A 26,509-nucleotide genomic window follows, 5' to 3' on the forward strand; every position below is an offset into this window, starting at 1 on the left:
TCTTGCGCTACCTGGCTGGTCGGACGAGCGGAACTGGATACGCCCGGCCGTTAATGAAGGCCAGCATCACTTGCCCCCCCTCGATCAGCCAGCTCGGTTTCTTAGCGAGCGCGAAGGAGATGGCGTTGCGAGAGCGTGTGAGTACCACATCGACGTTCTCGCCTGTTACAGAAGCTACAATAGCGGGTTCCAGCTCCTCCCTTCTGAGTATAACGCGGCTCCTCTCGATCAGTTGCCTCACGTTGCTTAACGTGCGCTCGTCGTACGTCTGTAAGCAGAGCGCTCTCACGCCTTGCCGCGCGACTTCAAGGACGTAGTATACTCGTTGCTCAAACTCAATGATGTCACCCGGCCTGAAACCCGGTAGAAGGACTCTTAGAGTAATCCTGGCGACAGGCTTACCCGATACGCTGCCAGCAGATTTACGAGTCTCCAGAATGGAAGCGAAGAGCTCGCGCTTTAGCGCGCTCACAGCTAGTCGAGCGCTGGGTTGAGAGGAGAATACGAAGTCGACACCTCCCTCCCTCTCCTCCACCTCGAACAGATCGAGGCTCCCACGCCATCTAGCGCTTAAGCCTCGTTCCACGATCCTCTTGACTTCCTCCACCTCACTGGCTGTTAAGGGCCTCCCCCTAGCCCGCACCTGGATGCGTGCGGCTTCTCTCCTCGACTTTGCCATGATGCAATCTGAGCACAGAGCCCACTGCACGTGCAGTGCAGCCTCGTGCAACTCCTCTTGAGGCGCCACGCTCTCCTCAGGGGTGCTCACCACTCTGATTGTCACGCGATCCCCCTCCACGAGGCTCACATCCAAAGAGCGGATCCTACCCCTGGTCTTTCCTCTCCTCTTCACTTCGGCCTTCACAGCCTCGACGATAGGGTCGCCCCCAGTCGCTTTCCTCCACTTACCCCCCAGCTTGTAAGCCCCGCACACCTTGCACACTGTCACCTCGATTGTGTGGGGCACCTCAACGGAGCTCCACCTTGCTTTGAAACATTCTTCGCAAACCCCGTTGTAGAGCTCTCTAACCTCTTTACCGCAGACGGGGCATAACCTGGACAGGAGGTCATTTTTCCCCGGCGCCAAGCCCGTCACCTCAGTATCAACTGTACGTGCAGCACCCCGCCAATTCTTACCGCTGCTAAGTTGATGATCGGTATGCGCTTCGCGAGCTCAGAGACAACCCTATCGCCAAACGCGTTAATCATTGTCGCCCCCTCAAGGTACTCCCAGAGGCGATCAAGAGGCACCCTTTCACCTGCGTAGAACTCCGGGCGTATCGGAAGCTTGAAACTACCGGTATCGAGCTCTCTCCCGAGAAGCTCTTCATCGCACACAGCCACCAGCATATCTCCGCCTTGCCTGTGCACTTTCACGTAGCACCATGCATTCATTCGCGACAAACATCGAGCGTGTCAAGGTTAAAAATGTTCTTTCGGTAGCGCAAAGTTGATCTTACCCGGGGGGACATGAAAACGGGCCTATGAAGAAGGCTGGTATAGCTGCCCCCTGATGAGCGACACCAGAGCCGAGGCCCCTATGCTAGCCTCCTATCCTTCAAAACAACGATGCCCTTCCCGGGCTTTATCTGAAACTCGTAGACTGCAGGATCAGCCGGCCTCCACCGCATCTTTCTCACCCAGATCGTCCTCGTGTACCTGTTACCCACGTAACGGAGGCCTAGCACTAAGATTCCTGCCGCCAGGAACTCCTCAACTCCGAAGCGGCTGAGCTGAGTTGAACCCGTTGGGATCTCCGAGGTGATTAAAGTAGTGGCCCCTATCTTCCGCTCGATGCTCACTAGCAAGCTCCTGACGTAGTCCCGCATCTTCACAACGCTCTCCTCCTCCACCACCAGAGGGGCGATAGGGTCGATCACTAGCCTCTCGGCACCCACTTCCTCAACAGCCTCTTTCAAGTTGCTCACAATGGAGTCGACCACCGATTCCACAGGCTTACTTCGCACACGCTCGATGAAATCGGGTAGCAGAGTAACGACGTAGAGCTGCCCGGTCTTTATCAGCGGCTCGATGTCCCAGCCGAAGGATTTCGCGCCCTCCACGAAGCTCTCGTACTCCTCGTCCACCAGGAGATAGACACCGCTCTCCCCCTTCGCAATGCCATGCAGCAGGAAGTTGAGCGAGAAGAGGGTCTTCCCGGTACCAGTCTCGCCGGCAACAAGGTACGTCCTCCCCTTTATGAAGCCCCCACCTATGACATCGTCTAAGCCCTCGATGCCCGTCTCCACGAGCTCCAAGCTCCCTCCCTTACACCTCAATAGGGTTGGTGTTTTAAGGAGAGCGCATTGTAGACAAGTCTCTCGCTAGCACCTAAAACGTTGATGGCGATGTCCCCGATCAAATCGTCTGAGGGGGCCGCCTTTGATGCGTTGAGCTTGATGCAGAGCGCGTGCTTCAACGTCTCCTTCTCAAACCTCGTTGTCACTTTGCCGACGGCTATGGCCTGTGCCACGGCGAATGCGATGAAGAACCTTTTGAAGCCCTGGATCTTCTGCGCAAGCTGGGGGAAAGCCTCCTCGAGTCTAGCAAGAAGGGTGGAAAGCCGCTCTTCGGACTTGAACCCCATCAGGACGGCCGTCGCCTCCAGCCTCGCGATTCGGAACACCGCGTTTTCATCCACAACCCCCATCTCCTCTGCGACTGCCCTCTCACCCTCACCGGCGAGTAAGCGCTCAGCAGCTCGCTCAGCCCTCAGCTCTACGTTGAGGAACTTCTCGTAGAAGTCCTTGTACTCATTAGGGTCGAGACCCAGGCCGTACCTCGCGACTACGTAGACGGTGCAAACCTCCTTATCGAAGATGTTGATCTTGGTGCGACCCCTTATCGGCTCGATGCCCCTCTGACTGTAGATTCTCTCGAGCTCGAGGACTAGATCCTCCCTCGAGCGGAGTTCGCCCCGGAGGGCTTTAGAGATGAGGTCGAGGCAGGCGTTGATTCGTTCAGAGTGCAGCGCCTTCACTCGTGCGCCCCCTGGCTTCGATCTCAACTCTGCAGGGCAGCGAGATCTTGGACGATGCTCTGCGTAGGGCTTCTTTCGCGTGCTCGAGGCCGCTCTTGTTGACCTTCACCAGCAGTACGGCTTGTCCCGCCTCCACTCTCGCCGCTCTACCGATCGGCGTGCCGAAGGAGAGGCGCATGCCGTCCTGGAGACGGTCGGCTCCGGCCATGGCCATCATCTTGTTCTCCCGAATTATGTGGTGGGGGAACACCGTTATCTTCATGAAGTAATTCTGCTCGCCCAGCTTCGTGGACAGGTATTTGTTGGCTATCTGCCTCGCAGCCTCCAGAGCGTTCTGCCTGATCTGCCCGGGCTTCATGGTCACCAGCTTCAACGTGTACTCGAACTCGCCCTTCGGGTTGCCCAGCTCGAACTTCGGTATTGTGACGGGCGGTATGCTCTTGATGTACTCCAGCCTAGTGTAGGGTGGAGTATCGAACCTCCTGTAGCACCTTCCGGGTCTAAGCGGCATGGCTGCTCTCCCTGCTCAAGCTTTCATCGGTTATATGCGTTGTGGTCGCTCCGAGGCCTTGAGAGCTTGTATGCGCTCGTACGCTCCTCTCAATGCACCGAGTAGCATCCTAACGTCGGCGTCAGTGGGGGTCGCGCCGCCGAGAAGCCTCTTCATCATGAGGCACGCTCTCTCAGCTCGATCCTCCCTTTCCCCCAGCTCCAGGAGGAGCAGCTTGAGGTACCGCAGGAGTACCTCCAGCTCCTCCCTTCTAGGCATCCTTTCCCGCTGCCACGCCGGGGCTGTCTGGACCGTCTGCTTGTAGATCTCGTAGAAGAAGACTGCGGCCGCGTGGGAAACGTTCATTATCGGGTACTCGGGGTTTGCCGGGATGATCGAAACGATGTCGCAGAGGGAGAGTTCCTCGTTCGTAAGACCTATGTCCTCTCTACCCAGCACGAGCAGGACCTTCCCCTCCTGCTCGGCTATCCTTCTGGCGAGCTGGTCCGGAGGGATCCAGCGGCGCACGAGGTCGAAATCCCTCGTGGCGACACCGGTGGTGCCTACGATAAGGTCGAACTCCCTCCTTAGCTGAGCAAGGTCATCGACGATGCGCGCGTTCGCGAGAACATCTTGAGCGTGAGCGGAGAAACGGTAGGCTTCATCGCCGATGCGGCATCTGGGTTTCACAAGGATCAGCCTTGTTAACCCAAAGTTCTTCATGCAACGCGCTACGTAACCCACGTTGATCTCGTAGAGGGGTTCGACGAACGCTACCGAAACGTTGTTGAGGCGCACGTAGCCACTGAGCGACTGAGCTCAAAACGTTGACTCTAGCTGGAAGTTTAACTCGGCGCGAACGATAGTTCGTAGGAGCAAACTGTTTTTGTGAGAGCCTCTTAGTGGCCACTAAGCTCGAGGTAGGATAAAAGAAAAGGCAGAGGTGGTGATCGAGCTTAATCGACAGTTCAACTCGCTGGTCGGTGAATCTCAAGCGGCGATGGGGGCGGTACTACGCGGAAAGGTGGATGGAAGGTGAAGGTGGCTGGTCAGCCGAGACAGATCATATCACCGGTCCAATCGTCTCTTCGTCATCACTCGTAGAACGGTGGCCTGCGGCCCCCATATAAATATTAAGCTGCTGGGGACTCGTGAAACCGGTGGTCATGTGCAGCCGGCAGCACACTTGCGGTCTCCAATCCTAGTAGTACTGGGCCACGTAGATGTTGGGAAGACGACACTGTTGGACAAGATAAGGGGAACGGCTGTTGCGAGGAGGGAGCCGGGGACCATGACGCAGCACATCGGAGCATCGTACCTACCGTGGAGCGCGCTCGAGAGCATGTGTGCTCCGCTAACCAAGCAGCTCCGCACAACGGTTAAGATACCGGGCTTCCTCGTGATAGACACGCCCGGCCATGAGGCCTTCTCGAACCTCCGGCGGCGGGGTGGTAGCGTAGCTGACCTTGCGATTCTCGTCGTGGACGTAAACAGAGGGTTCGAGAAGCAGACCTACGAGGCGATTGAGCTGCTGAAGTCGAGGCGAGTGCCATTCATCGTCGCGGCAAACAAGATTGATAGGATCCCCGGCTGGGAGCCCCACCCTGGAGCCCCGTTCGTTCAGAGTTTCGCGCTGCAGGATCCCGACGTGCAGATGAAGCTTGAAGAGCTCCTCGCGAGTGTTATCGTTGATCTAAACAAGGAGGGCTTCATGGCGGATAGGTACGACAGGATCAGGGATTTCACGAAGACTGTCGCGATAGTCCCTATCAGCGCGCTTACGGGCGAGGGCATAGCAGACTTGATGCTGGTTCTGGCAGGGCTTGCCCAGAGGTACTTGATCAACCGGCTCCACGTAGCAGAAGGCCCGGCAAAGGGGGTAGTGCTCGAAGTGAAGGAGACGCCCGGTCTGGGGACTACCGTGGCTGTGATCCTGTACGATGGTGTTCTAAGGAAGGGGGATACCGTTGTCGTAGGGGGCCTGGAGAAGACGATTGTGACGCGAGTTAGAGCGATTCTCATGCCCAAGCCGCTCGACGAGATGAGGTCGCCAGAGGACCGCTTCTACCTGATGGATGAGGTGAGAGCGGCCGCGGGAGTTCTTGTAGCCGCCCCAGACCTTGACGGAGCAATCCCCGGTGCCCCATTTCTAGCCGCCCCTACAGATGAGGAAGTGAAAAGATTGATCGGTGAAGTCGAGGAGGAGGTAAAGTCCGTCAGAGTCGCGCGAGACACTGTGGGCGTCGTCGTTAAGGCGGATACGTTGGGGACGCTAGAAGCTCTCGTCGGTTACCTACGCAGGTTCAACGTGCCGGTGAGGTATGCGGACGTGGGGCCGGTCGTGAAGCGTGACGTGGTAGAGGCTGAAATCGTCAAGAACGCTGATAGATTTAGAGCGGTCATCTTGGCCTTCAACGTAAAGGTCACAGAGGAGGGCGAAGTTGAAGCGAAGGCTCGCGGTATACGGATCTTCCAAAGCAACATAATCTACCAGTTGGTCGAGGAGTACTTGAAGTGGTACGAGAGCGAGAGGGAGAGCGAGAAGAGGGCAGAGCTCGGTAGGCTGATTCTTCCCGGGAAGATCCAGCTCCTCCCCGGCTACGTGTTCAGGAGGAGTGACCCAGCGATCGTGGGAGTGAAAGTCCTTGCAGGTAGAGTGCGCCGAGGCTCCCCTCTCATAACGAGGGAGGGTCGGGAGGTGGGTGAGGTCATGCAGATACAGGTGCAGAGAAAGCCGGTCGATGAAGCGGTCAAAGGACAGGAAGTTGCGGTCTCGATCCGGGGGAAAGTTATCATCGGAAGGCAGGTTAAGGAGGGTGATATCCTCTACGTGGACGTTCCCCTCGAGCACATCAACAAGCTGCTTGAGAAGTTCGCAGGGGATTTGAGCGAAGAGGAGGTAGCTCTCCTGAAGAGCCTCCGGGCCTTCAAACTAGGCTTCCTGGATACGCTGCCCCCATAGCCCAATCGCCAGCAAAATTTCAAATACCATTAAAGGGGCAGTCTGCCGATGGTCTCGTTCAAGGTCGTTATAGCGAATCCGAAAACTGGGCGCTCGGAGCAGGTAGAGGTTACGGGGCAGAACGCGGCCAGGCTGATAGGCCTTCGCATCGGCGATGTCTTCGACGGAAGTATAGTGGGAAAACCCGGTTTGAAGCTAAAGATCACCGGCGGTTCGGGGAAAGCGGGAGAGCCGATGCTACCCTTCCTGCCGGGCGGAGTGAAGCGCTACCTTCTGCTTTCACGTCCGCCGGGCTACCACCCGAAGGATAGGGGCGAGAGAAGGCGTAAATTCGTTCGCGGCAACATGATTACGGAGGACATAGTCCAGATAAACACGATAATCGTCGAAGGCGGTGATGAAGTTGGAGAAGGGAGTGGAGCTTCGTCAACCCCTGGTTAACATAGGGACAGCTGGCCATGTGGATCACGGTAAAACGACGCTAGTTGAAGCCCTAACGGGAATTTGGACCTCCAGGTACTCGGAGGAGTTGAAGAGAGGTATAACGATAAAGCTAGGCTACGCTGACACCACCATCCTGAAGTGCCCCTCCTGCCCGCCGCCACAGGCGTACTACACTTCTGCGACAGCTCCGCGGGACGGTAAGTGCAAGTACTGCGGGAGCGAGCTTGTTCCAGTCAGGAAGATCTCATTCGTCGATGTCCCGGGCCACGAAATGCTCATGGCAATTATGCTAGCTGGTACGGCGCTGATGGATGGCGTCCTACTGTTAGTCGACGCGTCGCAACCCTGTCCCAGGCCACAGACGAAGGAGCACTTCATGGCCCTATCGATTGCGGGCGTTCGGAACTTGATTGTTGTGCAAAACAAGGTAGACATCGTGCCGAAGGAGAGAGCCAAGGAGAACTACGAGGAGATCAAGGAGTTTCTCTCCGGTACGTGGGCTGAGAAGGCACCGATAATCCCTGTCTCGGCACTGCACCGGGTCAATATTGACGCTCTGATATGGGCTATCGAGAGGTACATCCCCACCCCCTCCAGGGACCTGAGTAAGCCGCCGCTCATGCTCGTTGCAAGGAGCTTCGACGTGAACAAGCCCGGGACATCCGTGGAGGAGATCAAAGGGGGTGTGATCGGTGGGATGGTAATCCAAGGCAAGTTCGAAGTGGGCGACGAGATTGAGATCAAGCCCGGCATCAAGGTTCAGGTGCGTAGGGGGGAGGTGAGGTACGAGCCGGTTATCACTGAGATAACCAGCTTAAGGTCTGGTGAGGAGGAGTTGGACGTAGCCTACCCTGGAGGGTTGATAGGCGTAGGGACGAAGCTGGACCCCAGCATGACGAAAGGGGATAATCTCATGGGATGCGTAGTTGGGCGCCCGGGAGAGACCCCACCAGTGTACAACCAGCTGGAGGTTGAGTACCAGCTCATGGAACGCATCGTGGGTTTCGAGAGAGAGATTCGCGTGGAGCAGCTCAGGAGGGGTGAACCCCTCATGCTCAACGTGGGGACGGCGGTCACAGTTGGCATCGTAACCTCAACCAAGGGTGATACAGCATCCCTCTCGTTGAGGTCACCTGTCTCAGCGTTCCCCGGGGCAACGGTTGCTATAAGCCGCCAGATCGAGGGACGGTGGAGGCTCATAGGGTACGGTAGAATACTCGGCTAGCAACCTTGATCTATTAAGCCGGGTGTTCTCGCTTATCACCCCGAGCCGGTGCTCGCTGAATTGCGCTACGCGAATCCTAGAGCATTCCCGCTGCTCTGAATAAGCTGGCGAGAAGCCAGGATACTGCCATTGCAGCTGCCATACCAGCAATCGATTTCTTCCAGCTTAGATCGCCAATCACCTTGAAGGTTAGGAGCGTGAGAATCATGTTCCATATCGTTCCGAAGTAGCTCATTGCATCGAGAAGGTACCGAAGGGGGATGCCGATGTGCGAGGAGGTAAGGTCAAGCCTGTACAGGTAGGCCGTTAAAGCGAGAAGTCTCGGGTAAGCGCCGGGCTGGCTTACGAGTTCTATAGCGGGAACGATTCGTGATGCGATCACGTAGGACACTAAGAAGACAGAGAATGCTAGAAGCTGAGAAGAGAGGATGTAGCCTGTCGCGGAGAATACAGTAAATCCCTCGATCCTTGAGCCGAAGATGTACATTATGAACCAGTAGATGACGAAGAGTATGAACCAGAAGACGAAAAGGGTGGCGGCTCTCATCGAGACGTAGCCTGCGATGTTCGAGTAAAACATGTCGAGCAGTGATTCTCTCTTGCCATCCGCGACAATCGTGACACCAGTCACCAGTTGAGCAGCGATCAGGGTCTGAATCGCGAAGGTGATAGAGAGCAGGATGGCTGGTGCGGAAGCGTCCGGCGAGAACTTCACTTCCTCAACAAGCTTAAAAGGCTCGAGGTACATCTGGACCGTCCTTCTTCCAGCTCTCGCGAGGGCTTTTGTGAAGGCGCGTGCTAAGCGCCCGAGAGCCTTCACCCTTTGTACGTTCAAACTCCCACCAACGTCGTTGTATACTCGATACCCGGGATACCGCGGATCATTGTTACAACCTTATCGAGCTCGCTGAGCGAATCAACCTCCACTATTATCACGGCATCCCAAGCACCGTATGTGATGTAAGCCTCCTTAACGCCCTTGATTTCCTTGGCTTTGAACACTACGTCGTACTCCATGCCCGTCCTTATCGTCGCCAACACGAACGCTAGCACCGGCCTCTTCAAGAGTCTCAACCCTAGATAGCGGCCTAATTTTTAAGTTTCCTTGCTCGGGGCAGTCTGCTCCAAAGCTACTTATATATTCTCCAGCCAGTAGGTTGGTGCGAGTAGGCTATGAGCATTGATCAAGCTCCCGAGCTTTGGGTGGAGAAGTACAGGCCACGCAGATTGGATGAGATGGTAGATCAGAGGGAGATCGTTGCGAGGTTGAAGGAGTTCGTGAAGGACAAGAACATACCGCACCTTCTCTTCGTCGGGCCCCCTGGCACGGGTAAAACGACTGCAGCACTCTGCGTGGCGTACGAGCTGTACGGAGAGCACTGGCGCGATAACACCCTGGAGCTGAACGCTTCAGACGAGAGGGGCATTGATGTGATTAGGACGCGCATTAAGGATTACGCGAGAACGATGCCGATCGGCGAGGTCCCGTACAAGCTGATAATCCTCGACGAAGCGGACAACATGACCGGCGACGCTCAGCAGGCGTTGAGGCGCACGATGGAGCTTTTCTCTAGGACGGCCCGCTTCATCCTCATCGCCAACTACGCCTCGAAGATCATTGAGCCGATACAGTCAAGATGCGCGATCTTCAGGTTCCAGCCGATACCTAAGGAGGACTTCATCGGCCGGCTCAGCTACATTGCTGAAAGAGAGGGGGTGAAGGTGACGCGGGACGGCCTCGAAGCGATCTGGGAGGAAAGCGCCGGCGATATGAGGAAAGCCATCAATACGCTGCAAGCGGCGGCAGCCATAGCCAGCGTGGTTGACGCGGACACCGTCTACAAGGCTATCGGGAAGGTGACGCCCACTGAGGTGCGGGAAATGCTCAAGCTGGCGCTCTCCGGGGACTTCCTCGGGGCGCGGGAGAGGCTGAGGACTCTGCTGTACTCCTACGGCTTGTCGGGCGTCGACGTTGTCAAGCTAATCTACAGGGAGGTGACCTCCGCCAGGGGGGGCTTGGATTTGGACGATAAATCGCGCCTCGAAGTAATGGAGCTTATAGGGGAGGTCAACTACAGGCTTGTTGAGGGCGCGGACGACGAGATCCAGCTAAACGCCCTTCTGGCTAAGCTAGCGCTGGTAGGGAAGGGAGCCCATAATGTCCGCTAGAGTCGGCATCTGGGTTGAGAAGTACAGGCCGAGGAAGATCGACGACGTCGTCGGTAACCCTGAGGCTAAGAAGGCTTTCGTCGCCTGGCTTAATAGGTGGTTGGCGGGAAACCCTCCCGATAAGAAGGCGATCCTCCTCTACGGCCCGCCTGGCTGCGGCAAGACCAGCCTCGTCCAAGCGGCCGCCAACCAGCTGGGGTTGGAACTGGTCGAGGTGAACGCCAGCGACGTGAGAACTTCAGAAGCGCTGCGGAGGAAGGTCCTCAGAGCTGCCACGGAGGGGGTTTTAGCCGGCGCTAGGGGTAAGATAATCCTCCTCGACGAGGTGGACGGTATCGACCCGCGAGCGGATAGAGGAGGGCTTGAAACGATCTTTGAGATCATCCAGAAGTCGCGTTACCCCGTGGTGCTGACGGCTAACGACCCTTGGGATCCAAAGCTCCGAGAGCTTAGGAACTACTGCGAAATGGTGGAGTTCAGGAAGCTCGGCAAGCGGGACGTGATGAAGGTTCTCAGCGAGATCTGCAAGAAGGAGGCTGTAGAGTGCGACCCGGCCGTTCTCGACGCTATCGCTGAGAACAGCGAGGGCGATTTGAGGGCCGCTATTAATGACCTCCAGTCGATTGCTGAGGGGCGGAGGAGCGTGAAGCTGGAGGACCTTGAAATCCTCGGCTACCGCGCTAAGCAGCTGAACATGTTCGAGGTCGTGCGCGCCGTCTTGACCGCTAAGCGTCCTGAGGCAGCCCGCTCCGTTCTTAGCATGCCATCCCTCGATTACGAGATGCTGATGCTCTGGCTCAACGAGAACATCCCGCACCAGTACTCACCCAGCCTTACAGCGATCTCCGACGCCTACGACGCGCTTTCGAAGGCGGACGTCATGCTGGCCCGGATAAAGAGGAGGCAGGCTTGGACCCTCCTCCCCTACGCGCTGGATCTAATGACGGTCGGTGTAGCATCAGCGCGGGATAAGCCCCCCTTCAAGTTCGTCAAGTACGAGTTCCCCAAGAAGCTGAGGCTGCTCGCATCGACGAAGGAGGAGAGGGAGGAGAAGCTAAGAGTTTTTCGGGCGATTGCTCGCGCCTGCCACACGTCGCTCCGCACAGTCATGCTCGAGGTCGCCCCGTTTCTGAAGCTGATCTGCGAGAACGATCCTGAGCGGGGCTCTAGGATAGCTGAGAGCCTCGGGATACCCCCCGACACCCTATTCAAAGCGCTCGGAGTTGAGCGCCGCCCAGCTAAACCGGCCGCCCCCTCTAGGCCGAGGCGCCGCGCTTAATCTCCTCCCTCACCATCGCTATGAGCTCCCGCTCCAGCGTTTGCAGGGGGATTGCGGACAAGCCCACGAGGGTCGTCCTCCCCCTCTGCCCCTTGCCCGAGCGCTCCGCTGACACTATGCCCATCCTCTTAAGGTTCTGCACGTACTCCCACACGGTCGTGTGCCGCCTCGGCGGCACCCCGTACTCCTCGCACACCTCCTGGTACTCCATCTCTAGCAGCCCCATCGGGATCTTGCTTACGAACCTCTTGCGCTGTAGCAGCCGAGCGAGAGCGAGTAGTAGCAGCTTCTCCTCCAGCTTTAAGTTCCGGAGAACCTCCCTGGGGATCGGCATGATGTCGCTGTACGCCCTCCTCACGTCCTCCGGCTCGATAACGCTCCTCCCCTCACTCTCAGCGTACTTCCCCGCCCTGTAGAGCAGCTCGATTGCCAGCCTCGCATCCCCCCTGCCACCCTTATCGTAACCCACGAGCTCCGCGATCATCCCTATCACCTCGTCGCTGGCCGCCGACTCGTACAGTGCTCCTTCCTCGAGAATCCTCCGCCACAGGATGTCCATGAGCTGCTGCGAGGTGTAGGGGTAGAAGCGGATGAGGTTATGCTGCAGCGTGCTCTGTATCGAGGGGTCGAGGATCAGGAACTGGAGGTCACGGAAGACAAACATTATACCAGCCCTGTGGACGGTATCGCCGACTACCTCGCTCAGCCGCGTCAAGTTGTACAAGGTATCCTCCCTACCCCCGGCGATGTAGTCCGCCTCATCGATCGTGACTACGAGGTACTTGTTGGCGTTCTTAAGGTGGTTCCAGATCATGTACAGCAGCTCCTCCCTGGAGTAACCGCGCCGAGGCACGTTCAAACCCAGATCCCTCCCGATCTTCTGGAGCACCGAGAAGAATGAGCGGTTTGCGTGGCAGTTGACGTAGGAGTACCTGATTACTGCGCCCCCGCGGGTCTTCAAACCATCAATGCTTTCACCGAACTTCTTGGCCACAGCCGTCTTACCCGTACCCACATCGCCCACGAGTATGACTCGCACGAACACTGAGCCAGGGTTCGCCAGGAAGGGCTTGAAGTACTCCCTCAGCTGCCTCAACTGCTCCTCCCTGTGCGGGAGGTTTTTCGGGATGTAGTCTACCTGCAGCTTGCTCTCGTCCCGGAAGATCCTACTTCCAACCCATAGACCGTCGTAGGACATTCCCACTACCTTAACCTTCAGCTCTAGTAAGAGAGAATCAAACAGAGCTGCTTAAAGACTTTACCGCAGCCGGTGTGGAACACGAGTGAGGCATCGGTAGGTAAAAACCCCTTTTTAAAACGTAAAAGGATGCCTGTACCAATGCTGAGGGTCCCGTGCCTGTAACCGCGTCGAATATGTATCTGTCCCCCGGATCGAAAAGCGCGGCTACTACTTACGAGCGCGCTTTCTAGACTAGACGGCGAGCAGGAGCAACCAGTTCCCTTCATCTCTTCGTAGCAACACGGTTCGTGCTCTGACCCCGTTTCGATCGGTCAGGTTCAGCTGCCTCGCTCGCAGCGCTATGAGCTCCTCCAACTTGCGCCTATCTAAGAGCCCGCCCGTTCGGGCCTCGACATTTCTCAGCTTTACGCCCAGGCGTGCGGCTTGAGCTAGCAGCTCATCCACAGCTGCTTCGAGGCTACCCTCGGCTGAGGCTAAAACCCTGCGGACGCGCAAAAGCCCCCGCACTGGGTACTGCTGGAGCAGGTCGATGAGGTGGTCGTGGCCAAGGCTGCTGTACACGACAATGCCCCCCTCGATGAGTTCCAGCTTGACGCCCCTATCGTGGGGGTAGAGGGCGTCCATGAGATCCCTCGCTACGCGCTTCTCCTTGCCCCGCTCCGTGCTAACCAGGAGCTTCGGCCCTCCGGTCACGGTGGACGCCCTTCAGGAATCTTGTTAAACCCCCCGCTCCCTCATGTGTCGAGGCGTCTTGAGGCTGAGGATCCCGCTCGGAGCCGGAGTCTTCGAGCTGGAGATCGCTTTGTGCAGCGTGCCCGATCTACTTCCACACGAGGAAGTGATTCCAGAGCACCTGAAGGGTCTGGTCAGCGCGTTTGCGCGCAGCCGCTACCAGAGGAACCCGGTGATCGTGGACGCGAGCAGTAACCTGATCCTGGACGGCACCCACCGGTGGGCTGCGATGAGGGAGCTCGGGTTCCCACTGATCGCGGCCTGCAAGGTCGACTACATGAGCCCCCTCGTGGAGCTGGACACGTGGGCCCGGGTGTACGACTGGGCGGGCGCAGACGTGGAGAAGGCGCTGGAGGGTTTCGAGGTGGAGCGGGTGGACCTCGAATCGGTGAGGGAGTCCGACCTCGCCGTCATCCACCGTAGACAGGCTTACGTGGTTCGGCACGAGGGGGTGAGAGACGCTTTCGAGAAGCTGCGAAGCCTGGAGCGGATGCTCGAGAAGCTGGCAAAGCGCCCCTCCGCTTACGTCCCCCGCTCAAGCTGGCCACTGTACACGCACAAGCCCCTCCTCATCCTCCCTCCATCACCCTCCAAAACCGACGTGCTAAAGGCGGCCCGCGAGGGCTACCTGATGCCCCCGAAATCCACGCGGCACGTCATCCCCGCCAGGCCCGTGGGAGTGAACGTGCCCCTGAGACTGCTGAGGAAGCGATCGCTCGACCCAGAGCTCTTCGAGGAGGTCCTCAGGCAAAGGCAGCTCCTCCTGCTTCAACCTCCCGTGATGCTGGATCGAGAGTACCAGGAAGTCCTGCTCATGTTCGCCTGAGGCGACAACCATGAGGGGCCGTTTCCTGGTGGGCTTCAGGTTCCCGGCGGAGCTGGAGAGCATCGAAGCGGTTGAACCGACCCTAAGCAGGGTTAAGGAGCTGCTGGAGCAGCGGGGCGCGATCCTGGACGGGTGGGAGTACGACCAGCCCGAGAACCTCCTCCTCATACACCTCCACTGCGAGCCCGAAGCGCTGCCGGAGGCGAAGAGGGTTGTGTCGGAAGCGCTGTGGAGGAGCCTGGGGTTGAGGAGCGAGCCGGTGATGCTGGGCCCCCGCGGCTTCGTTGACGTTGAGGAGGCCCTACCAAGCCCAAGCACACTCGGTTTCCTGATCAGGGTCGCCGCCGAGGGCGTTGAGCACAACGGGCTGGGGAAAGGTGTGCTGCCCCTCTTGATCCACTACCTGTGCGGCTTCAGCAGGGCGAGGACGTTACTGGCAGCTTCCTACCTAGGCCTCGACCCAGCGGAGGTCGACGCGGAGCTCTCGCGCCTAGCGGAGCAAGGCTACTTGAGCAGCGACTTGCGCGAACTGACGAGGGAGGGTGAGAAACTGCTGAACTCCCTTCTGCCGGAGCTCAGGATCCGGCCGCGAACACGATCGAGCGGAGGGATCGGTGTCGTCGACGAGGAGGGTTCGCTGGAACCCTTCAACCTCGATAAGCTGGCCGCGTCGCTGTACGGCTGCGGAGTGCCCTACGCTGCGGTTCCCACGGTTCTGGAGCACATCGAGAGGGCGCTGAGGGGCAGGAGGTACGTGTCAAGGAGGGTTCTCGCGCTGCTCATCCGCAGCCTGCTCGATGAGGTTCTCCCAGCCACGGGCTCTGCAGAGAGGTTTTACCACTACGTCTACGCGCTCGACAGGCTCTACGTGGAGGTGGATGGAGTTATCAGGAGGCTCTCCTGGAGGCTCCTACGGGAAGCTTCCCTCGAAGTGCTCAGCGAGCGAGGCTTGAAGCCGCCTCGGCGCCTAGTTCAGCTGCACGCTGAGCGGGTGGCGCAGGAGCTCCGGGAGCTGGTAGCGTCGGCCCCACTGCTCTACGAGGGGCGCGTGCTTAGGCTCGACGAGCTGAGGAGCATCGCCAGGTACACAGCCCCCAAGGTCTCATTTGCGTGGCTGGACTTGGCAGCCTCAGCTCCCGCCGAAGTGGCCGAGCGGTACAAGTCGCTGGCGCTGAACTACCTCGAGGCAGCGAGCGGCTGGGACCCGGGTGAGCGGAAGGAGCTCACTTCAAGGGCTCTACAGCTACTATCGTCGAGCATCGCGCTCAAACTTGGCCTACTCCCCTCGAACAGCACAGAGCTTAATCTGGGGGCTCTCCGCTCGGAGGTTGTAAAGCTTGGAACAGCCGACGTTAGGGCATCGCTGCTGAGGATCTGCAAGCTCGCCGCCCGTCTGATCCGCACCCCAGCCGTCCCGAGCCCCAGGGAGCAGCGGGGCTTCGAGCGCGCGCTGTCCGAGCTGCGCAAGGAGCTGGTAAAACTGCCTTTGTAGCGCAGGCTTATTAACGCTCCAGAGAGGGGTGGCCGATGGTGAAGCTGATCTACCTAGTCATTGACGGGGCTGCAGACTCCCCCACCGATCCTAAGACGAGCCTCGAGCTAGCGAAGACCGAAGCTCTCGACCGGATCGCCCGGCTCTCCCTCTGCGGTCTGATGTACCCCATAGCGAGGGGGGTTGCCCCGGAGAGCGACGCTGCTGTCATGGCCCTCCTCGGCTACGACCCGCACGTGTACTACACGGGTAGGGGGCCGCTAGAGGCCCTCGGGGCTGACATCGAGATTAGGGAGGGCTATGAGGTGGCCTTCAGAGCGAACTTCGCCACTATAGACGAGAGGACTCTCGAGATCCTTGATCGAAGGGTGGGGCGGAGCCTGCACTCCGAGGAGGCGCGCGAGCTGGCGAACGCCCTCGACGGGATGGAGCTAGGGGCTTACGACGGCTACGTGAGGGTCAAGGCCACGGTCGGGCACAGAGGAGTCGTAGTCGTCGGCAGCAGGAGCCACAGGCTCTCAGACGAAGTTGAGAACACCGACCCCGCCTACGCGAGGGTCGGCAAGATATCGGTCGCGAGGCCAACCTTCGAGAAGCGCGTAGCAGAGTGCAAACCCCTCGTCGACACGCCGGAGGCCCGGGCTACGGCGGAGCTCGTCAACATTTTCACGAGGAGGGCGATAGAGGTGCTGAGCAACCACCCGGTGAACAAGAAGAGGGAGGCGAAAGGCCAGCCGAAGGCCAACGTCATCCTCGTCAGGGATGCGGGTGGAGCGCTACCGAAGGTAGAGCCGATCGAAGCGCGCTTCGGCTTGAGGTTCGGCGCGGTTGTGGAGATGCCGGTCGAGAGGGGCATCGCGAAGCTGCTGGGAATGGAGGTCGCCGAAGTGGGGGAGCCCACCAGCGACAAAGCCGGTGACTACTTAACGAGGCTTCGAGCAACGCTCGATCTTCTACGCCGAGTGGATGCCGTCTACGTGCACCTGAAGGGCCCCGACGAGCCCGGCCACGACGGCTTAGCCGACGCGAAGGCCGGCGCCATAGAGGCCATCGACACCTACTTCGTCGCCCCCCTCCTCGAGAGAATCGACCTGAGCGAGACGGCTATCATCGTCACTGCGGACCACGCGACACCCCCACGGGCGAAAGCCCACACCGGCGACCCGGTTCCCGTCGCCGTCTACCTGCCCGGCGTCAAACCCGACGGCGTCCTACGCTTCACAGAGAAGGAGTGCGCCAGGGGTAGCTTAGGAGTAGTGGAGCACGGCTGGGAGCTCCTGCCCAAGTTCGTCGAGATCGCCCGAAAGCACGGCCTATTGAAGTAAAGGATTTTATCCTGATTCTCCTCTTTTTAGCGTGCATCGAGAGGCGGAGGTGAAGGCCCTCTTCTGGACCCTGCGCATCGGCGACGGCGTCAGGGTCTCCCAAATCAACCGGAACTCGAGAAGGGCCTGGCGCGTCGTACGCACGCTGGAGAGAATGGGTCTCGCCAGGGTTGAGCGACTGGGTCGTACCAAGCTGGTGAGGTTGACGGAGAAGGGGGAGCGAGTGAGGATGAAGCTCCTTGAAGCGCTCCGCGAGCTCAACGCTCCAGAACACGTTCTCCCCGGTGCCGAGCCGCTACAAGTTTCCGAGCTGAGAGCCTCCAGCCTGCCGGAGTGGCTTCGCGGCAATCCGTGGCTGCAGGTGATCGGAGAGAGGGGGAGAACGTGAAGCCGGCCTACGTGACGGTGGGCAAGCTCCTCTTAACGCTCACCCACCTCAAGTGCTTGAGGCTGGAGGAGCTGGCCCAGTGGGTCGGCCGCGAAGAGGCGGAGAGGCTCCTGGAGCGGGCTGCGAGGCACAGAGTCCTCCTGAAACCCCTGATCGCTGAACTGAGGCACCCCGCCGGCAGCCTCACCCTATCGCCCGGCCTAGCCCTCCTCTCAGGAGTTGAGTTCGCGGTTAACATTGAGCCGCTTACCGTGGGGGGCAGCCGGGACGACGACTTCCTCTGGGAGCTCCTCATCGAAGTGCCCCAGCTGCTGGAAGTCGAAAGGAGGCCAGTCCTCGTTGAGGAGCTTGACGCACGCTTCAGTAGGCACGCCCGAGAGGGGGTACTCTACGCGCTGGACATCATGGAGAGGGTGAGCAGCGTCTACAAGGTTCCCTTCATCGTCACGGGATCGGCGGGGCTCGCCAGCCTATGGCGCTGGCTCCACACCGTTATTAGGGCGAGAGGCTGGAGGGGCGAGGAGTTGGTGGTCGTGGACGGCGAGGTGAAGGTCCTGTGAGCGATTGCACGCCGGTTCGGGAGCTGAAGGTCCCCGGGGTGGGCAAGCTGACGCTCGAGAAGGTGGCCGAAGCCGTCCAGTGCGTCGAGGATCTAGCCCTCTTCAACCCAGAGGAGTTGGCTGAGAGGGCCGGGATTGAGCTGGAGAAAGCAGCAGCGATCGTCAGAGCCGCGAGGAAGCACGTGCGTGAAGCACGACAGGTTCAGCGCACGTTTAGGGGTCCAGAGTACGCGAGGATGCTCGAGGAACGCGACCTGCTGACGACCGGTGTTGGGGCTCTCGACGAGCTGCTGGGCGGCGGCCTGAGGGTTTGGGACATCTACGAGTTCGCGGGCGAGTTCGGCACGGGGAAGACCCAGCTCTGCCACCAGCTCGCTGTGACGGCCCAGCTGCCCCCATCCAAAGGGGGGCTTTCGGGGAAAGCCGTCTACATCGACACGGAGGGCACCTTCAGCCCGGGGCGGGTCGAAGCGATCGGCGACCGCTTCGGCGTTGAGGACGCGCTGGCCGGCCTGTACGTGGTTAGGCCGTTGAACGTGGACGAGCTGGAGGAGGCGGTTATCGAGGATCTACCCTCCCTACTCCGTGACAATGTACGGCTCATAGTCGTTGACAGCATCATAGCTCTGTACCGTGCCGAGTTCAAGGGCAGGGAGATGCTGGCAGCCAGGCAGCAACGGATCAACTACCTGCTGGACTGGCTTAAACGATACGCGAGGCGGTACGGAGCCGTCGTCGCGATAACCAACCAGGTGCTCTCCCAGCCGGTGCCCTGGGGCGTCGCGTTGAAGGTGCCCGCCGGCGGCAACATCATCGCCCACGCCTCAACGCACAGGCTGGTTCTACGGAGAGCTGGAGATGTATGGTTGATGGAGGTTCTCGACTCCCCCATCCTCCCACGCGGAGCGAGCGCGAAGTTCATGGTGACCGAGAAGGGCGTCGAGAGCGCCTAGGAGCCTCAGGCCGGAAACCTTTTCATCATGATCCAGCGCTGCAATGGGTCTTCATGGGCGATTAGAGCTTGCGCCAGGCACTTTAAACCTTGTCTCAATGTAGGAAACGTTTAATTGGGCTTCGGGGAGGGGCGTTGCTGGTATGCCGGCATCGCTTGACCAAGACTCGCTGCGCATCTACCCTAAACCCGATGAGATCCCCTCCAGCGTCAAGTCGATGCTCGAGGAGGGGGAGGAGGTTGTCGCTCTGGCGAAGACGGACATGGTGGGTGGAGACTACGGCGAGGAGCTCGTCGTTCTCACCAACCTTCGGCTCCTAGTGGTCAACGAGAGGCTCGTCGACGCGGTCCCCCTCGAAAAGATCACATCCGCCTCGATAAGGGGCTACATCAACACGTGCGTGCTAACCGTCGACACCGACGAAGGCCCCCGCAGCTTGGCGGTCTTCACTAGGGGGAGGCTGGAGGCGTTCGACAAGCTCGTCACGATAGTCAACAACCTGGTCGTCGGGAAAATCCCCTACCAGCTCCTCAAGGATCAGCTCCTCAGCAAGTCGAAGGTGGAGGAGCGTAAGAGCGTGAGAGCGGCTATCATCCGCCTGCTCGGGCTTCTCAAGCCGATCACCGGGATCTTCGTGGCAACGATCGTCGTGGCCGTCGCCATCAGAGTGGTTGGGCTCGTCCCGCCCTACCTGATGAAGATCCTCGTCGACGAGGTGCTGATGAAGAGCAGGGCGGATCTGCTCCTCAACGTGATCCTCGGGCTACTGGCCGTCAACCTCGTCAACACCGTGCTAAACTCGCTCAACGCCTACTTCAACACACGGTTCAACGTGGGCGTCACAAACACGCTCCGCAGCCACGTCTACAGGAAGCTGCAGGAGCTCTCCCTCACCCACTACGACAGGTTCGGGGCGGGAGGCCTCTGGTCGAGGATCGTTGACGACGTGAACAGAGTTCAGTGGTTCCTCTCCGCCGCCTTCATCCCGCTCTTCATCAACGCGGCGATGGTCGTGTTCGTCGGCATCATGCTCGCCACGATGAACCCATGGCTCACGCTGATCGCCCTCATGCCGATACCCGTGAGCGTGACCGGGAACCTCATCTACAGGAAGACGGCCAGCCGATACTACCACAGGCTGTGGCGGAAGTGGTCCAGGATCGTCTCCGTCATCTCGGACACTATTAACGCCGCGATACTCGTCAAGAGCTTCGGGAAGGAGAGCGAGTTCGTCGATAGGTTCGAGAGCCAGCAGACCGAGTTCGAGCGCGCGCAGATGGACGTCTTCAAGTTTGAGCAGCAAATATGGCCCGCGGTCGGGCTCGCCTTCACGATCAGCAGCCTCCTCGTGTGGTGGTTCGGCGGCAGGGATGTGTTACAGGGTGTGATGAGCCTCGGCTCGCTGATGGCCTTCACGAGCTACATGTGGCAGTTCTACTCCCCCGTCTTCGGCCTCATCGAGAACGTGAGGAACCTGCAGCTGCTCGCTGTCGCAGCGGGCAGAGTCTTCGAGCTGCTCGACCTCGAGCCCGACGTCCAGGACTCGCCCGACGCGGTGAGCCTCGAGCTGAAGGGGGGCATCGAGTGCGACAACGTGTGGTTCACCTACGACGGGATCCACTACGCGCTCAAGGGCGTCACTCTGAGGATCGCGCCGGGGGAGAGGGTGGGGTTCGTGGGGCCCAGCGGCTCAGGTAAAACGACGCTGGCTAAGCTCCTCCTGCACCTGTACGACCCGCAGGTGGGCGTCCTCAAGTACGATGGGATCGACGTGAGGAGGATCAAGCTCTCCTCCCTGAAGAGCCAGGTGGCGATCGTCCTGCAGAACCCCGTCCTGCTCGACACAACGATTGCCGAGAACATCATGCTGGGCAAACCCGATGCGACGCCCGAGGAGATAATCGCGGCAGCGAAGGTTGCGAGGGCCCACGACTTCATCATGCGCCTCCCCGAAGCGTACGACACGGAGGTGGGCATGCAGGGCTCCCGCCTCTCGGGCGGCGAGAGGGCTAGGGTCGCACTTGCGGCTGCGCTTCTCAAGAACCCGAAGATCCTGATCCTCGACGAGCCGACAGCCGCTCTGGACGCGTTGACGGAGGACGAAGTGACGGAGGAGCTGGAGAGGATAACTAGGGGGAGGACCACGATCATCATCGCCCACAGGCTTTCGACGCTCCGGTTCACCGACCGCATCATCGTGATGGAGAACGGGAGGATCGTGGAGGAGGGCAAGCACGAGGAGCTGCTGAAGAGGGACGGGTTGTACAAGCGTCTCTGGGAGGCGCAGCTGAAGGGTCTCATGAGGATGACAGAAGCGAAGGCTGAGGGTGGGGGTGAGCAGGTTGTCCTCGCACAGCAGCCTTAAGATCCTCGACCCCCTCCGCGTCAGAGTGCTGGAAGCGCGGCTGGACGAGATGGACGTTGAGATCGACGGTGTAGCGTACAAGGGGGTTAGGCCGAAGAGGCCCTTCCCCTTCTCCTACCCCGAGATCGTGATCCTGTACAGGGATAACGAGGAGCTGGGCATGCTGCGCGACTACCGCCGTCTCGACCCCAAGTCGAGGGAGCTGATGGAGCGGGTCCTCAAGGTCATCTACTTCATGCCGAAGGTCAAGAAGGTCCTCAGCATCCGGAGCGTAGAGGGGAAGTACGAGTGGAAAGTCGTCACCGACAAAGGCGAGGTAACATTCTACTCGTGGGGTCGGGCGGTGAGGGTCCTGAGGGATGGCCGGCTCCTGATACGGGACATCTACAACCGCGCGTACATCGTGGAGGAGCCCGAGAAGCTAGACAACAGGAGCAGGCTATTACTGAGCATGATGATCTGAGCGTTACTCTCTAAACTCCTTGGGCGGGATTGACTCGTGCTCTTCGAAGAGCTTGTAAAGCTGGCCAAGCTCCTCGAGTCTACGTCATCGAGGAACGAGAAGGTTGCTATGCTCGCCGCGGCTTTACGGGGCTTGGACCCCGCTGAGGCGGCGATCGTCGTGAGGCTCCTGACGGGCGAGATTTTCCCGGCCTACGCGGATTTGGAGCTCGGCGTGGGGTACAGTTTGCTCAGCGAGGCCGTTAGCAGCGTGAGGGGTGTCGTGCCGCTCGAGAGGCGGAAACTCACCGTGAGGGAGGTCTACGAGGCGCTGGAGAGAGTCGCTAGGATCAACGGAGAAGACTCGAGGCGGAGGAAGCTGCGCGTGCTCCAGTCGCTGCTCGTCGATATGGACCCGGAGGAGGTTGAGATGCTCGCGCGCTTCATCTTCGGGGAACCGAGGCTGGGCGCGAACGAGGGGCTCGTGCTGGAGGCGCTAGCGAGAGCCTGCGGGGCCAGCCCGGAGGCCGTGAGGAAGGCGTACATGTTCGCGGGCGACATAGGCGATCTAGCGGAGCTCCTCCTGAAGGGTGTGAGGCCGGAGCAGGTTGAGCTGCGCCTATTCCACCCCGTCCGCCCAATGCTGGCCGAAATGGCTAGGGACGTCCGCGAGGCGCTGAAGGAGTGCGGTGGGAGGGCGGTGGTCGAGTACAAGTACGACGGCGTCCGCCTCCAGGTGCACAAGCGCGGCCGGGAGGTTAAGCTCTACACTAGGAGGCTCACGGACGTGACCTCCAGCCTTCCAGACGTTGTGGAGCTCGTCCTGGAGCACGTGAGGGCCGGCGAGGCCGTCATCGACTGCGAAGCCGTGAGCTTCAGAGGGGGGAAGCCGCTGCGCTTCCAAGACCTTGTGAGGAGGATCAGGAGGAGGGAGGCCGTCGAGAGGATGGCCGAGGAGATGCCCTTCGAGATCAGGGCTTTCGACATCCTCTACCTCGACGGTAGGGTCCTCGTCGACCTGCCCTACGCCGAGCGGTGGAAGCTGCTGGAGAGCGTCGCAGACCCCGAAGTGCTGATCGAAAGGATCGTGACGAGTGACGTTCAGGAGGCTGAAGCTTTCTACCGGGAGAGCCTCGAAAGGGGGAACGAGGGGGTTATGGTCAAGAGGCTCGACGGCCCCTACACGCCGGGCGCCAGGGGCAAGTACTGGTTCAAGGTGAAGCCGGCCGAGACGCTGGACCTCGTGATCGTTGGAGCCGAGTGGGGGCACGGGCGCAGGACGGGTTGGTTGAGCGACTACTACCTCGCCGCCCTGGACCCCTCCACCGGCGAGTTCCTGATCGTGGGGAAGACGTTCAAGGGCTTGACGGACGCGGAGTTCGAGGAGATGACGAGGAAGCTGCTCGAGCTGAAGGTGAAGGAGGAGCCTTGGCGAGTCTGGGTCAAGCCGGCCATCGTTGCGGAAGTCGCTTTTAGCGAGGTGCAGCGAAGCCCGAAGTACAAGTCGGGATACGCACTGCGCTTCGCGCGGATCGTGAGACTCAGGCCAGACAAGAGCCCCTACGAGGCGTCAACCATAGAGGATGTAAAAAGGGCTTATGAGGAGCAGTTCCGCACGAAGTCGAAGGTGGGGGCCTAGCTCGACGCCTGCTGCCCCTCCCCGAAGGCTCTCTTCAGCTCCTCCCTGAGCTTCTCGCGCAGCGCCTTCAGCTCCTCCAGCTTCGCAAGCGCCTCGTTGAACAGGTGCCTTGAGCCCTCGATACCCTTGTGAGCGAAGAAGGCGATCGCCTCGCTGCGGCTCTTGAAGATCCCAGCCTCCACGAGCGCATCCACGATCTCCAGGTCTCTCTGCGGCAGCCGCACGGAGACGGCGTAGGAGGGCCCCTCCAACCCCTTCTCCAAGGCCTCCTTCAGCTTGGCGAGCGCGGCTTCCAGCCCCTTCGCTGTCTGCTCCAAGCTCTCCTCGATCACCTTCCCGATATCCGTGAACACAACCACCCTCCGCCTCACCCTCTCCGCCCTCCTGGCCAAATCCCTCATGTCGTCCAGCAGATCCTCCAAAGCGTCCCTCCACCGCTCGAAGAACTCGTCGACCTCCTCGCTCAACTCCTCCCACTCGTCCGGCCGGAGGCTGAGCCTTGCCTCCCTCAGCATCGAGCGCAGCTCGATCCTGGAGTCGATGAGCTTCGACCTGAGGCCCCTAAGGTGCTCGCGGAGCCCTCTAAGCGCTTCCACAGCGTCAACCCTGCCCCTCTCAACGTCAGCCTCCACCCTCTTCAGCTCCTCGTTCAAGCTCTTGAAAAGACTCGCGAACTCCGACTCCAGCTCCCTGAGCCTCGACCTTACCTTCTCGGCCATCGTAAAGTTGTAAGTTACGCCAGTATATATGCATTTCTTTAACCGAAAGCCTTTACCCTCCCGCGCTGAGCTTTGAACCGTGAGAGCCGTAATCCTCGAGCGGCCGGCGCCAATCGAGGAGAAGCCCCTCAAGCTAGTCGAAACCCCCCGACCCTCACCAGCAAGGGATGAAGTCCTCATAGACGTGCGAGCGTGCGGAGTCTGCCGCACAGACCTCCACATCGTCGAGGGGGAGCTCAAGCCGCACAAGCTGCCTGTCACCCCCGGCCACCAGGTGGTCGGCGTTGTGCGCGAAGTAGGGGAGGATGCGGGGGGTGTACGCGTGGGCGATAGGGTTGGCGTGCCCTGGCTCTACTGGGCTTGCGGAACGTGCAGGTTCTGCCGCACCGGTCTCGAGAACCTCTGCGACAGTGCGGTCTTCACGGGCTACGATGTTGACGGCGGTTACGCCGAGTGCATGATCGCTAAGTCCGAGTTCGTCCACCCGATACCGCCGGGATACAGCGACGAGGAGGCAGCCCCCCTCCTGTGCGGCGGCGCGATCGGCTATAGGGCTCTGAGGCTCACGGGGCTCCTCGAGCGGGGAGGCAGGTTGGGCCTTTTCGGCTACGGCTCCTCAGCCCACATGATCCTACCCGTAGCAGTTGCGAAGGGGGTGGAAGTGTACGTCTTCACAGAGTCGGAAAGCAAGGTGAGGCAGGCGCTGGAGGCGGGCGCAGCGTGGGCGGGGTCTGCGCGGGGCGAGCTGCCCGTGAGGCTTGACGCGGCCATCGTATTTGCGCCTGCGGGCTGGGTGGCTGTGGAAGCGCTGAGGAAGCTGGAGAAGGGCGGCCGCCTCGTTCTCGCCGGCATCTACATGACGCCCATCGAGAGGCTGGAGTACGAGCTGCTTTGGCTCGAGCGCGAAGTGAAGAGCGTCGCCAACGTCACGCGCCGGGATGTGCGCGAGTTCCTGGAGGAGGCAGCGAGGGCTGGCGTCCGGCCCGCTGTGAAGGTCTACAGGCTGGAGGACGCTAACGAAGCGCTCCTCGAGCTTAAGCATAGGCCGCCCGCGGGCTCAATCGTGCTCTCCACGCGCTAAGGCTGACGAGGGATCCGGGCGCGGCCGGCTTAAGAATGCTTAAAGCTCGCGGATGCGGTGTTCACACGATGCGCGCCGCAAAGGTTATCACCGTTCTCGCCTTTCTCGCGCTGGTGGCCAGCCTAACCGAATCCAACGGCGTAACAGCGTTCAGGGTCGTTGTCGAGGTTGAGACGAAGTCCGATTGGACGACAGTGACGGTACCGGGCTTCACCCCGCTGAGCTTCTCCATCGTAGAGGGCGAGCGAGCGCCCGACCTGAGGGTTACAGCTGCGGGTTCTTCGATCCACGTTGGGAAGAGGCAGTACGACACGACACTCGTCAAGGTCAGGGTTGAGGGCTGGCTCGTGTTTACGAACGACGCGGTGAACGTGACTGTCGCGAAGGGGGATCTCGAGTACACGACGATCCGCGTGCTCGCGATCGTGGAGGGCGAGGAGAGGCTGGTGTGGAGCTTCACCAACACCGGCGTCGTGCCCGGCAGCGCCGGCGTTAATCCCAGGAGCTCGCTGCTGCCGAAGTCCGCTCTCCTCGGAGCGCAGGCGGTCGCGGTGGAGGTGAGGGAGCTGCGAGCACCCAGGCTTGTGCTCGCCTTCTACTACCCCTGGTATGGGAACCCTCAGGGAGCGTCGCGACGCTGGTTCCACTGGGAGAGGGTCTCCTACGCGGAGATCGGCTCGGCGACGAACTTCCCGCTGCTGGGGCCTTACGACTCGTGGGATGCGAGGCTCGTCAAATCCCACATCGAGATGGCAAAGGCCGCGGGGATCGACGGCTTCATCGTATCGTGGTGGGGCCCTGGCAGCTTCGAGGACGAGGCGTTCTCTCGCATGCTTGAGGTGGCGGGGGAGGCTGGGTTCAACCTCACCATTTACTACGAGTCGGTGCGCGAGATGACGGCCGAACAGGTCGCGAGGGAGCTCTCCTACGTCCTCAGCAAGTACTCGAAGCACCCGGCCTTCCTCAAGATCGAGGGTAGGCCGGTCGTCTTCGTGTACGCCGTTGAAGCCTACTCGAGAGACCCCGAGTTCTGGCGGGGGGTTTTAAGGAGGGCGGAGGAGTCTGCCGGCGTGAAGGCGATCTGGATCGCAGACACTTTCAACACGGCTTTCCTGACCGTCTTCGACGGGCTGCACACGTACAACCCGATTTGGGTAAGGGACCACGCGGCCACGTACGCGGAGCAGTCGAGGCTCGTCAAGTCCTTCATCAGCGTGGGGGAGGGCGCGGCTGTGAGG

27 protein-coding genes are annotated in these 26,509 nt (G+C 60.0%); 16 read left to right on the forward strand and 11 right to left on the reverse strand.

Going from position 1 to position 26,509, the window contains the following annotated elements:
* Window positions 1–7 precede the first annotated feature (7 nt).
* From QXF46_01375 to QXF46_01400, 6 genes are all read right to left on the reverse strand, one after another.
* A complete protein-coding gene (locus QXF46_01375) occupies window positions 8–1,087 on the reverse strand; it encodes an NMD3-related protein (protein ID MEM0225507.1) in 1,080 nt (359 codons plus the stop codon).
* Window positions 1,088–1,092: 5 nt separating this feature from the next.
* The gene (locus QXF46_01380; GenBank protein MEM0225508.1) at window positions 1,093–1,395 is read right to left on the reverse strand and encodes a DUF424 family protein; all 303 of its coding nucleotides are present in this window, start codon (window positions 1,393–1,395) and stop codon (window positions 1,093–1,095) included.
* Window positions 1,396–1,538: 143 nt separating this feature from the next.
* The gene (locus tag QXF46_01385; protein MEM0225509.1) at window positions 1,539–2,249 is read right to left on the reverse strand and encodes an ATPase domain-containing protein; all 711 of its coding nucleotides are present in this window, start codon (window positions 2,247–2,249) and stop codon (window positions 1,539–1,541) included.
* Window positions 2,250–2,275: 26 nt separating this feature from the next.
* Window positions 2,276–2,980, reverse strand: a complete 705-nt coding sequence (locus QXF46_01390; protein MEM0225510.1) for a DUF2192 domain-containing protein — start codon at window positions 2,978–2,980, stop codon at window positions 2,276–2,278.
* Entirely contained in the window at window positions 2,961–3,491 is a 531-nt protein-coding gene (locus QXF46_01395; GenBank protein ID MEM0225511.1) for a 50S ribosomal protein L16, read from the reverse strand. The genes QXF46_01390 and QXF46_01395 overlap by 20 nt, the downstream gene beginning before the upstream one ends.
* 30 nt (window positions 3,492–3,521) lie before the next feature.
* Window positions 3,522–4,268, reverse strand: a complete 747-nt coding sequence (locus tag QXF46_01400) for a TrmJ/YjtD family RNA methyltransferase (protein MEM0225512.1) — start codon at window positions 4,266–4,268, stop codon at window positions 3,522–3,524.
* A 370-nt stretch (window positions 4,269–4,638) separates the two neighbouring features.
* Here QXF46_01400 and infB point away from each other — a divergent pair, with 370 nt between their 5' ends.
* Genes infB through QXF46_01415 form a run of 3 tightly spaced genes read left to right on the forward strand, consistent with a single transcriptional unit; the run spans window position 4,639 to window position 8,101 of the window.
* Window positions 4,639–6,432: a translation initiation factor IF-2 gene (infB, locus tag QXF46_01405; GenBank protein ID MEM0225513.1), complete on the forward strand. Its 1,794-nt coding sequence runs from the start codon at window positions 4,639–4,641 to the stop codon at window positions 6,430–6,432.
* 48 nt (window positions 6,433–6,480) lie between these two features.
* Window positions 6,481–6,873: a 30S ribosomal protein S6e gene (locus QXF46_01410; protein MEM0225514.1), complete on the forward strand. Its 393-nt coding sequence runs from the start codon at window positions 6,481–6,483 to the stop codon at window positions 6,871–6,873.
* Window positions 6,830–8,101 carry a translation initiation factor IF-2 subunit gamma gene (locus tag QXF46_01415; GenBank protein ID MEM0225515.1) on the forward strand — a complete coding sequence of 424 codons (1,272 nt, stop codon included), beginning with the start codon at window positions 6,830–6,832 and terminating at the stop codon, window positions 8,099–8,101. Before QXF46_01410 ends, QXF46_01415 begins: the two co-directional genes overlap by 44 nt.
* Window positions 8,102–8,177: 76 nt before the next feature.
* On the opposite strand, the gene QXF46_01420 is transcribed toward QXF46_01415, so the two are convergent.
* Together QXF46_01420 and QXF46_01425 are read right to left on the reverse strand one after the other, a co-directional pair.
* The gene (locus QXF46_01420) at window positions 8,178–8,936 is read right to left on the reverse strand and encodes a hypothetical protein (protein ID MEM0225516.1); all 759 of its coding nucleotides are present in this window, start codon (window positions 8,934–8,936) and stop codon (window positions 8,178–8,180) included.
* Window positions 8,933–9,175: an Lrp/AsnC ligand binding domain-containing protein gene (locus QXF46_01425; GenBank protein ID MEM0225517.1), complete on the reverse strand. Its 243-nt coding sequence runs from the start codon at window positions 9,173–9,175 to the stop codon at window positions 8,933–8,935. Before QXF46_01425 ends, QXF46_01420 begins: the two co-directional genes overlap by 4 nt.
* Before the next feature lie 99 nt (window positions 9,176–9,274).
* Between QXF46_01425 and QXF46_01430 the strand changes: the two genes are divergently transcribed.
* Complete coding sequence (locus QXF46_01430; protein MEM0225518.1) at window positions 9,275–10,270, forward strand: replication factor C small subunit; 996 nt, start codon at window positions 9,275–9,277, stop codon at window positions 10,268–10,270.
* Entirely contained in the window at window positions 10,260–11,549 is a 1,290-nt protein-coding gene (locus QXF46_01435; GenBank protein MEM0225519.1) for a replication factor C large subunit, read from the forward strand. The genes QXF46_01430 and QXF46_01435 overlap by 11 nt, the downstream gene beginning before the upstream one ends.
* Here QXF46_01435 and QXF46_01440 read toward each other — a convergent pair.
* Window positions 11,527–12,747, reverse strand: coding sequence for an ORC1-type DNA replication protein (locus tag QXF46_01440; protein MEM0225520.1), 1,221 nt, complete (start codon window positions 12,745–12,747; stop codon window positions 11,527–11,529). The genes QXF46_01435 and QXF46_01440 overlap by 23 nt on opposite strands.
* Window positions 12,748–12,981: 234 nt before the next feature.
* The gene (locus tag QXF46_01445) at window positions 12,982–13,443 is read right to left on the reverse strand and encodes a hypothetical protein (protein ID MEM0225521.1); all 462 of its coding nucleotides are present in this window, start codon (window positions 13,441–13,443) and stop codon (window positions 12,982–12,984) included.
* 43 nt (window positions 13,444–13,486) lie between these two features.
* Here QXF46_01445 and QXF46_01450 point away from each other — a divergent pair, with 43 nt between their 5' ends.
* The 9 genes from QXF46_01450 to QXF46_01490 all read left to right on the forward strand — a co-directional run bounded on the left by QXF46_01450 (window position 13,487) and on the right by QXF46_01490 (window position 23,471).
* Entirely contained in the window at window positions 13,487–14,308 is an 822-nt protein-coding gene (locus tag QXF46_01450) for a hypothetical protein (protein ID MEM0225522.1), read from the forward strand.
* Window positions 14,309–14,318: 10 nt separating this feature from the next.
* Entirely contained in the window at window positions 14,319–15,800 is a 1,482-nt protein-coding gene (locus tag QXF46_01455; GenBank protein MEM0225523.1) for a hypothetical protein, read from the forward strand.
* A 35-nt stretch (window positions 15,801–15,835) separates the two neighbouring features.
* Window positions 15,836–17,125 (forward strand): 2,3-bisphosphoglycerate-independent phosphoglycerate mutase, encoded by a 1,290-nt coding sequence (apgM, locus tag QXF46_01460; protein ID MEM0225524.1) that lies wholly within the window; start codon window positions 15,836–15,838, stop codon window positions 17,123–17,125.
* Window positions 17,126–17,156: 31 nt separating this feature from the next.
* Window positions 17,157–17,513, forward strand: coding sequence for a hypothetical protein (locus tag QXF46_01465; GenBank protein MEM0225525.1), 357 nt, complete (start codon window positions 17,157–17,159; stop codon window positions 17,511–17,513).
* Window positions 17,510–18,073, forward strand: a complete 564-nt coding sequence (locus QXF46_01470; GenBank protein ID MEM0225526.1) for a hypothetical protein — start codon at window positions 17,510–17,512, stop codon at window positions 18,071–18,073. The genes QXF46_01465 and QXF46_01470 overlap by 4 nt, the downstream gene beginning before the upstream one ends.
* A complete protein-coding gene (gene radA, locus QXF46_01475) occupies window positions 18,070–19,026 on the forward strand; it encodes a DNA repair and recombination protein RadA (protein MEM0225527.1) in 957 nt (318 codons plus the stop codon). The genes QXF46_01470 and radA overlap by 4 nt, the downstream gene beginning before the upstream one ends.
* A gap of 142 nt (window positions 19,027–19,168) precedes the next feature.
* Window positions 19,169–21,391 carry an ABC transporter ATP-binding protein gene (locus tag QXF46_01480; GenBank protein MEM0225528.1) on the forward strand — a complete coding sequence of 741 codons (2,223 nt, stop codon included), beginning with the start codon at window positions 19,169–19,171 and terminating at the stop codon, window positions 21,389–21,391.
* The gene (locus tag QXF46_01485; GenBank protein MEM0225529.1) at window positions 21,360–21,854 is read left to right on the forward strand and encodes a DUF1854 domain-containing protein; all 495 of its coding nucleotides are present in this window, start codon (window positions 21,360–21,362) and stop codon (window positions 21,852–21,854) included. Before QXF46_01480 ends, QXF46_01485 begins: the two co-directional genes overlap by 32 nt.
* A 36-nt stretch (window positions 21,855–21,890) precedes the next feature.
* Entirely contained in the window at window positions 21,891–23,471 is a 1,581-nt protein-coding gene (locus QXF46_01490; protein MEM0225530.1) for an ATP-dependent DNA ligase, read from the forward strand.
* Here QXF46_01490 and QXF46_01495 read toward each other — a convergent pair.
* Window positions 23,468–24,190 (reverse strand): ribbon-helix-helix protein, CopG family, encoded by a 723-nt coding sequence (locus QXF46_01495; GenBank protein MEM0225531.1) that lies wholly within the window; start codon window positions 24,188–24,190, stop codon window positions 23,468–23,470. The genes QXF46_01490 and QXF46_01495 overlap by 4 nt on opposite strands.
* A gap of 79 nt (window positions 24,191–24,269) precedes the next feature.
* On the opposite strand from QXF46_01495, the gene QXF46_01500 reads away from it, so the two are divergent.
* Entirely contained in the window at window positions 24,270–25,271 is a 1,002-nt protein-coding gene (locus QXF46_01500) for a zinc-dependent alcohol dehydrogenase family protein (GenBank protein MEM0225532.1), read from the forward strand.
* Between the two features lie 68 nt (window positions 25,272–25,339).
* A partial coding sequence (locus QXF46_01505; GenBank protein ID MEM0225533.1) for a hypothetical protein occupies window positions 25,340–26,509 on the forward strand: 1,170 nt, incomplete at its 3' end.

The organism is Thermofilaceae archaeon, from assembly GCA_038731975.1.
GTDB lineage: Archaea > Thermoproteota > Thermoprotei > Thermofilales > Thermofilaceae > JANXEW01.

Coding starts and splice junctions, on each gene's coding strand:
- QXF46_01380 (MEM0225508.1), bottom strand. CDS start 1,395: ATGAATGCATGGTGCTACGTGAAAGTGCACAGGCAAGGCGGAGATATG.
- QXF46_01395 (MEM0225511.1), bottom strand. CDS start 3,491: ATGCCGCTTAGACCCGGAAGGTGCTACAGGAGGTTCGATACTCCACCC.
- QXF46_01410 (MEM0225514.1), top strand. CDS start 6,481: ATGGTCTCGTTCAAGGTCGTTATAGCGAATCCGAAAACTGGGCGCTCG.
- QXF46_01415 (MEM0225515.1), top strand. CDS start 6,830: ATGAAGTTGGAGAAGGGAGTGGAGCTTCGTCAACCCCTGGTTAACATA.
- QXF46_01430 (MEM0225518.1), top strand. CDS start 9,275: ATGAGCATTGATCAAGCTCCCGAGCTTTGGGTGGAGAAGTACAGGCCA.
- QXF46_01435 (MEM0225519.1), top strand. CDS start 10,260: ATGTCCGCTAGAGTCGGCATCTGGGTTGAGAAGTACAGGCCGAGGAAG.
- QXF46_01440 (MEM0225520.1), bottom strand. CDS start 12,747: ATGTCCTACGACGGTCTATGGGTTGGAAGTAGGATCTTCCGGGACGAG.
- QXF46_01450 (MEM0225522.1), top strand. CDS start 13,487: ATGTGTCGAGGCGTCTTGAGGCTGAGGATCCCGCTCGGAGCCGGAGTC.
- QXF46_01455 (MEM0225523.1), top strand. CDS start 14,319: ATGAGGGGCCGTTTCCTGGTGGGCTTCAGGTTCCCGGCGGAGCTGGAG.
- apgM (MEM0225524.1), top strand. CDS start 15,836: ATGGTGAAGCTGATCTACCTAGTCATTGACGGGGCTGCAGACTCCCCC.
- QXF46_01480 (MEM0225528.1), top strand. CDS start 19,169: ATGCCGGCATCGCTTGACCAAGACTCGCTGCGCATCTACCCTAAACCC.
- QXF46_01495 (MEM0225531.1), bottom strand. CDS start 24,190: ATGGCCGAGAAGGTAAGGTCGAGGCTCAGGGAGCTGGAGTCGGAGTTC.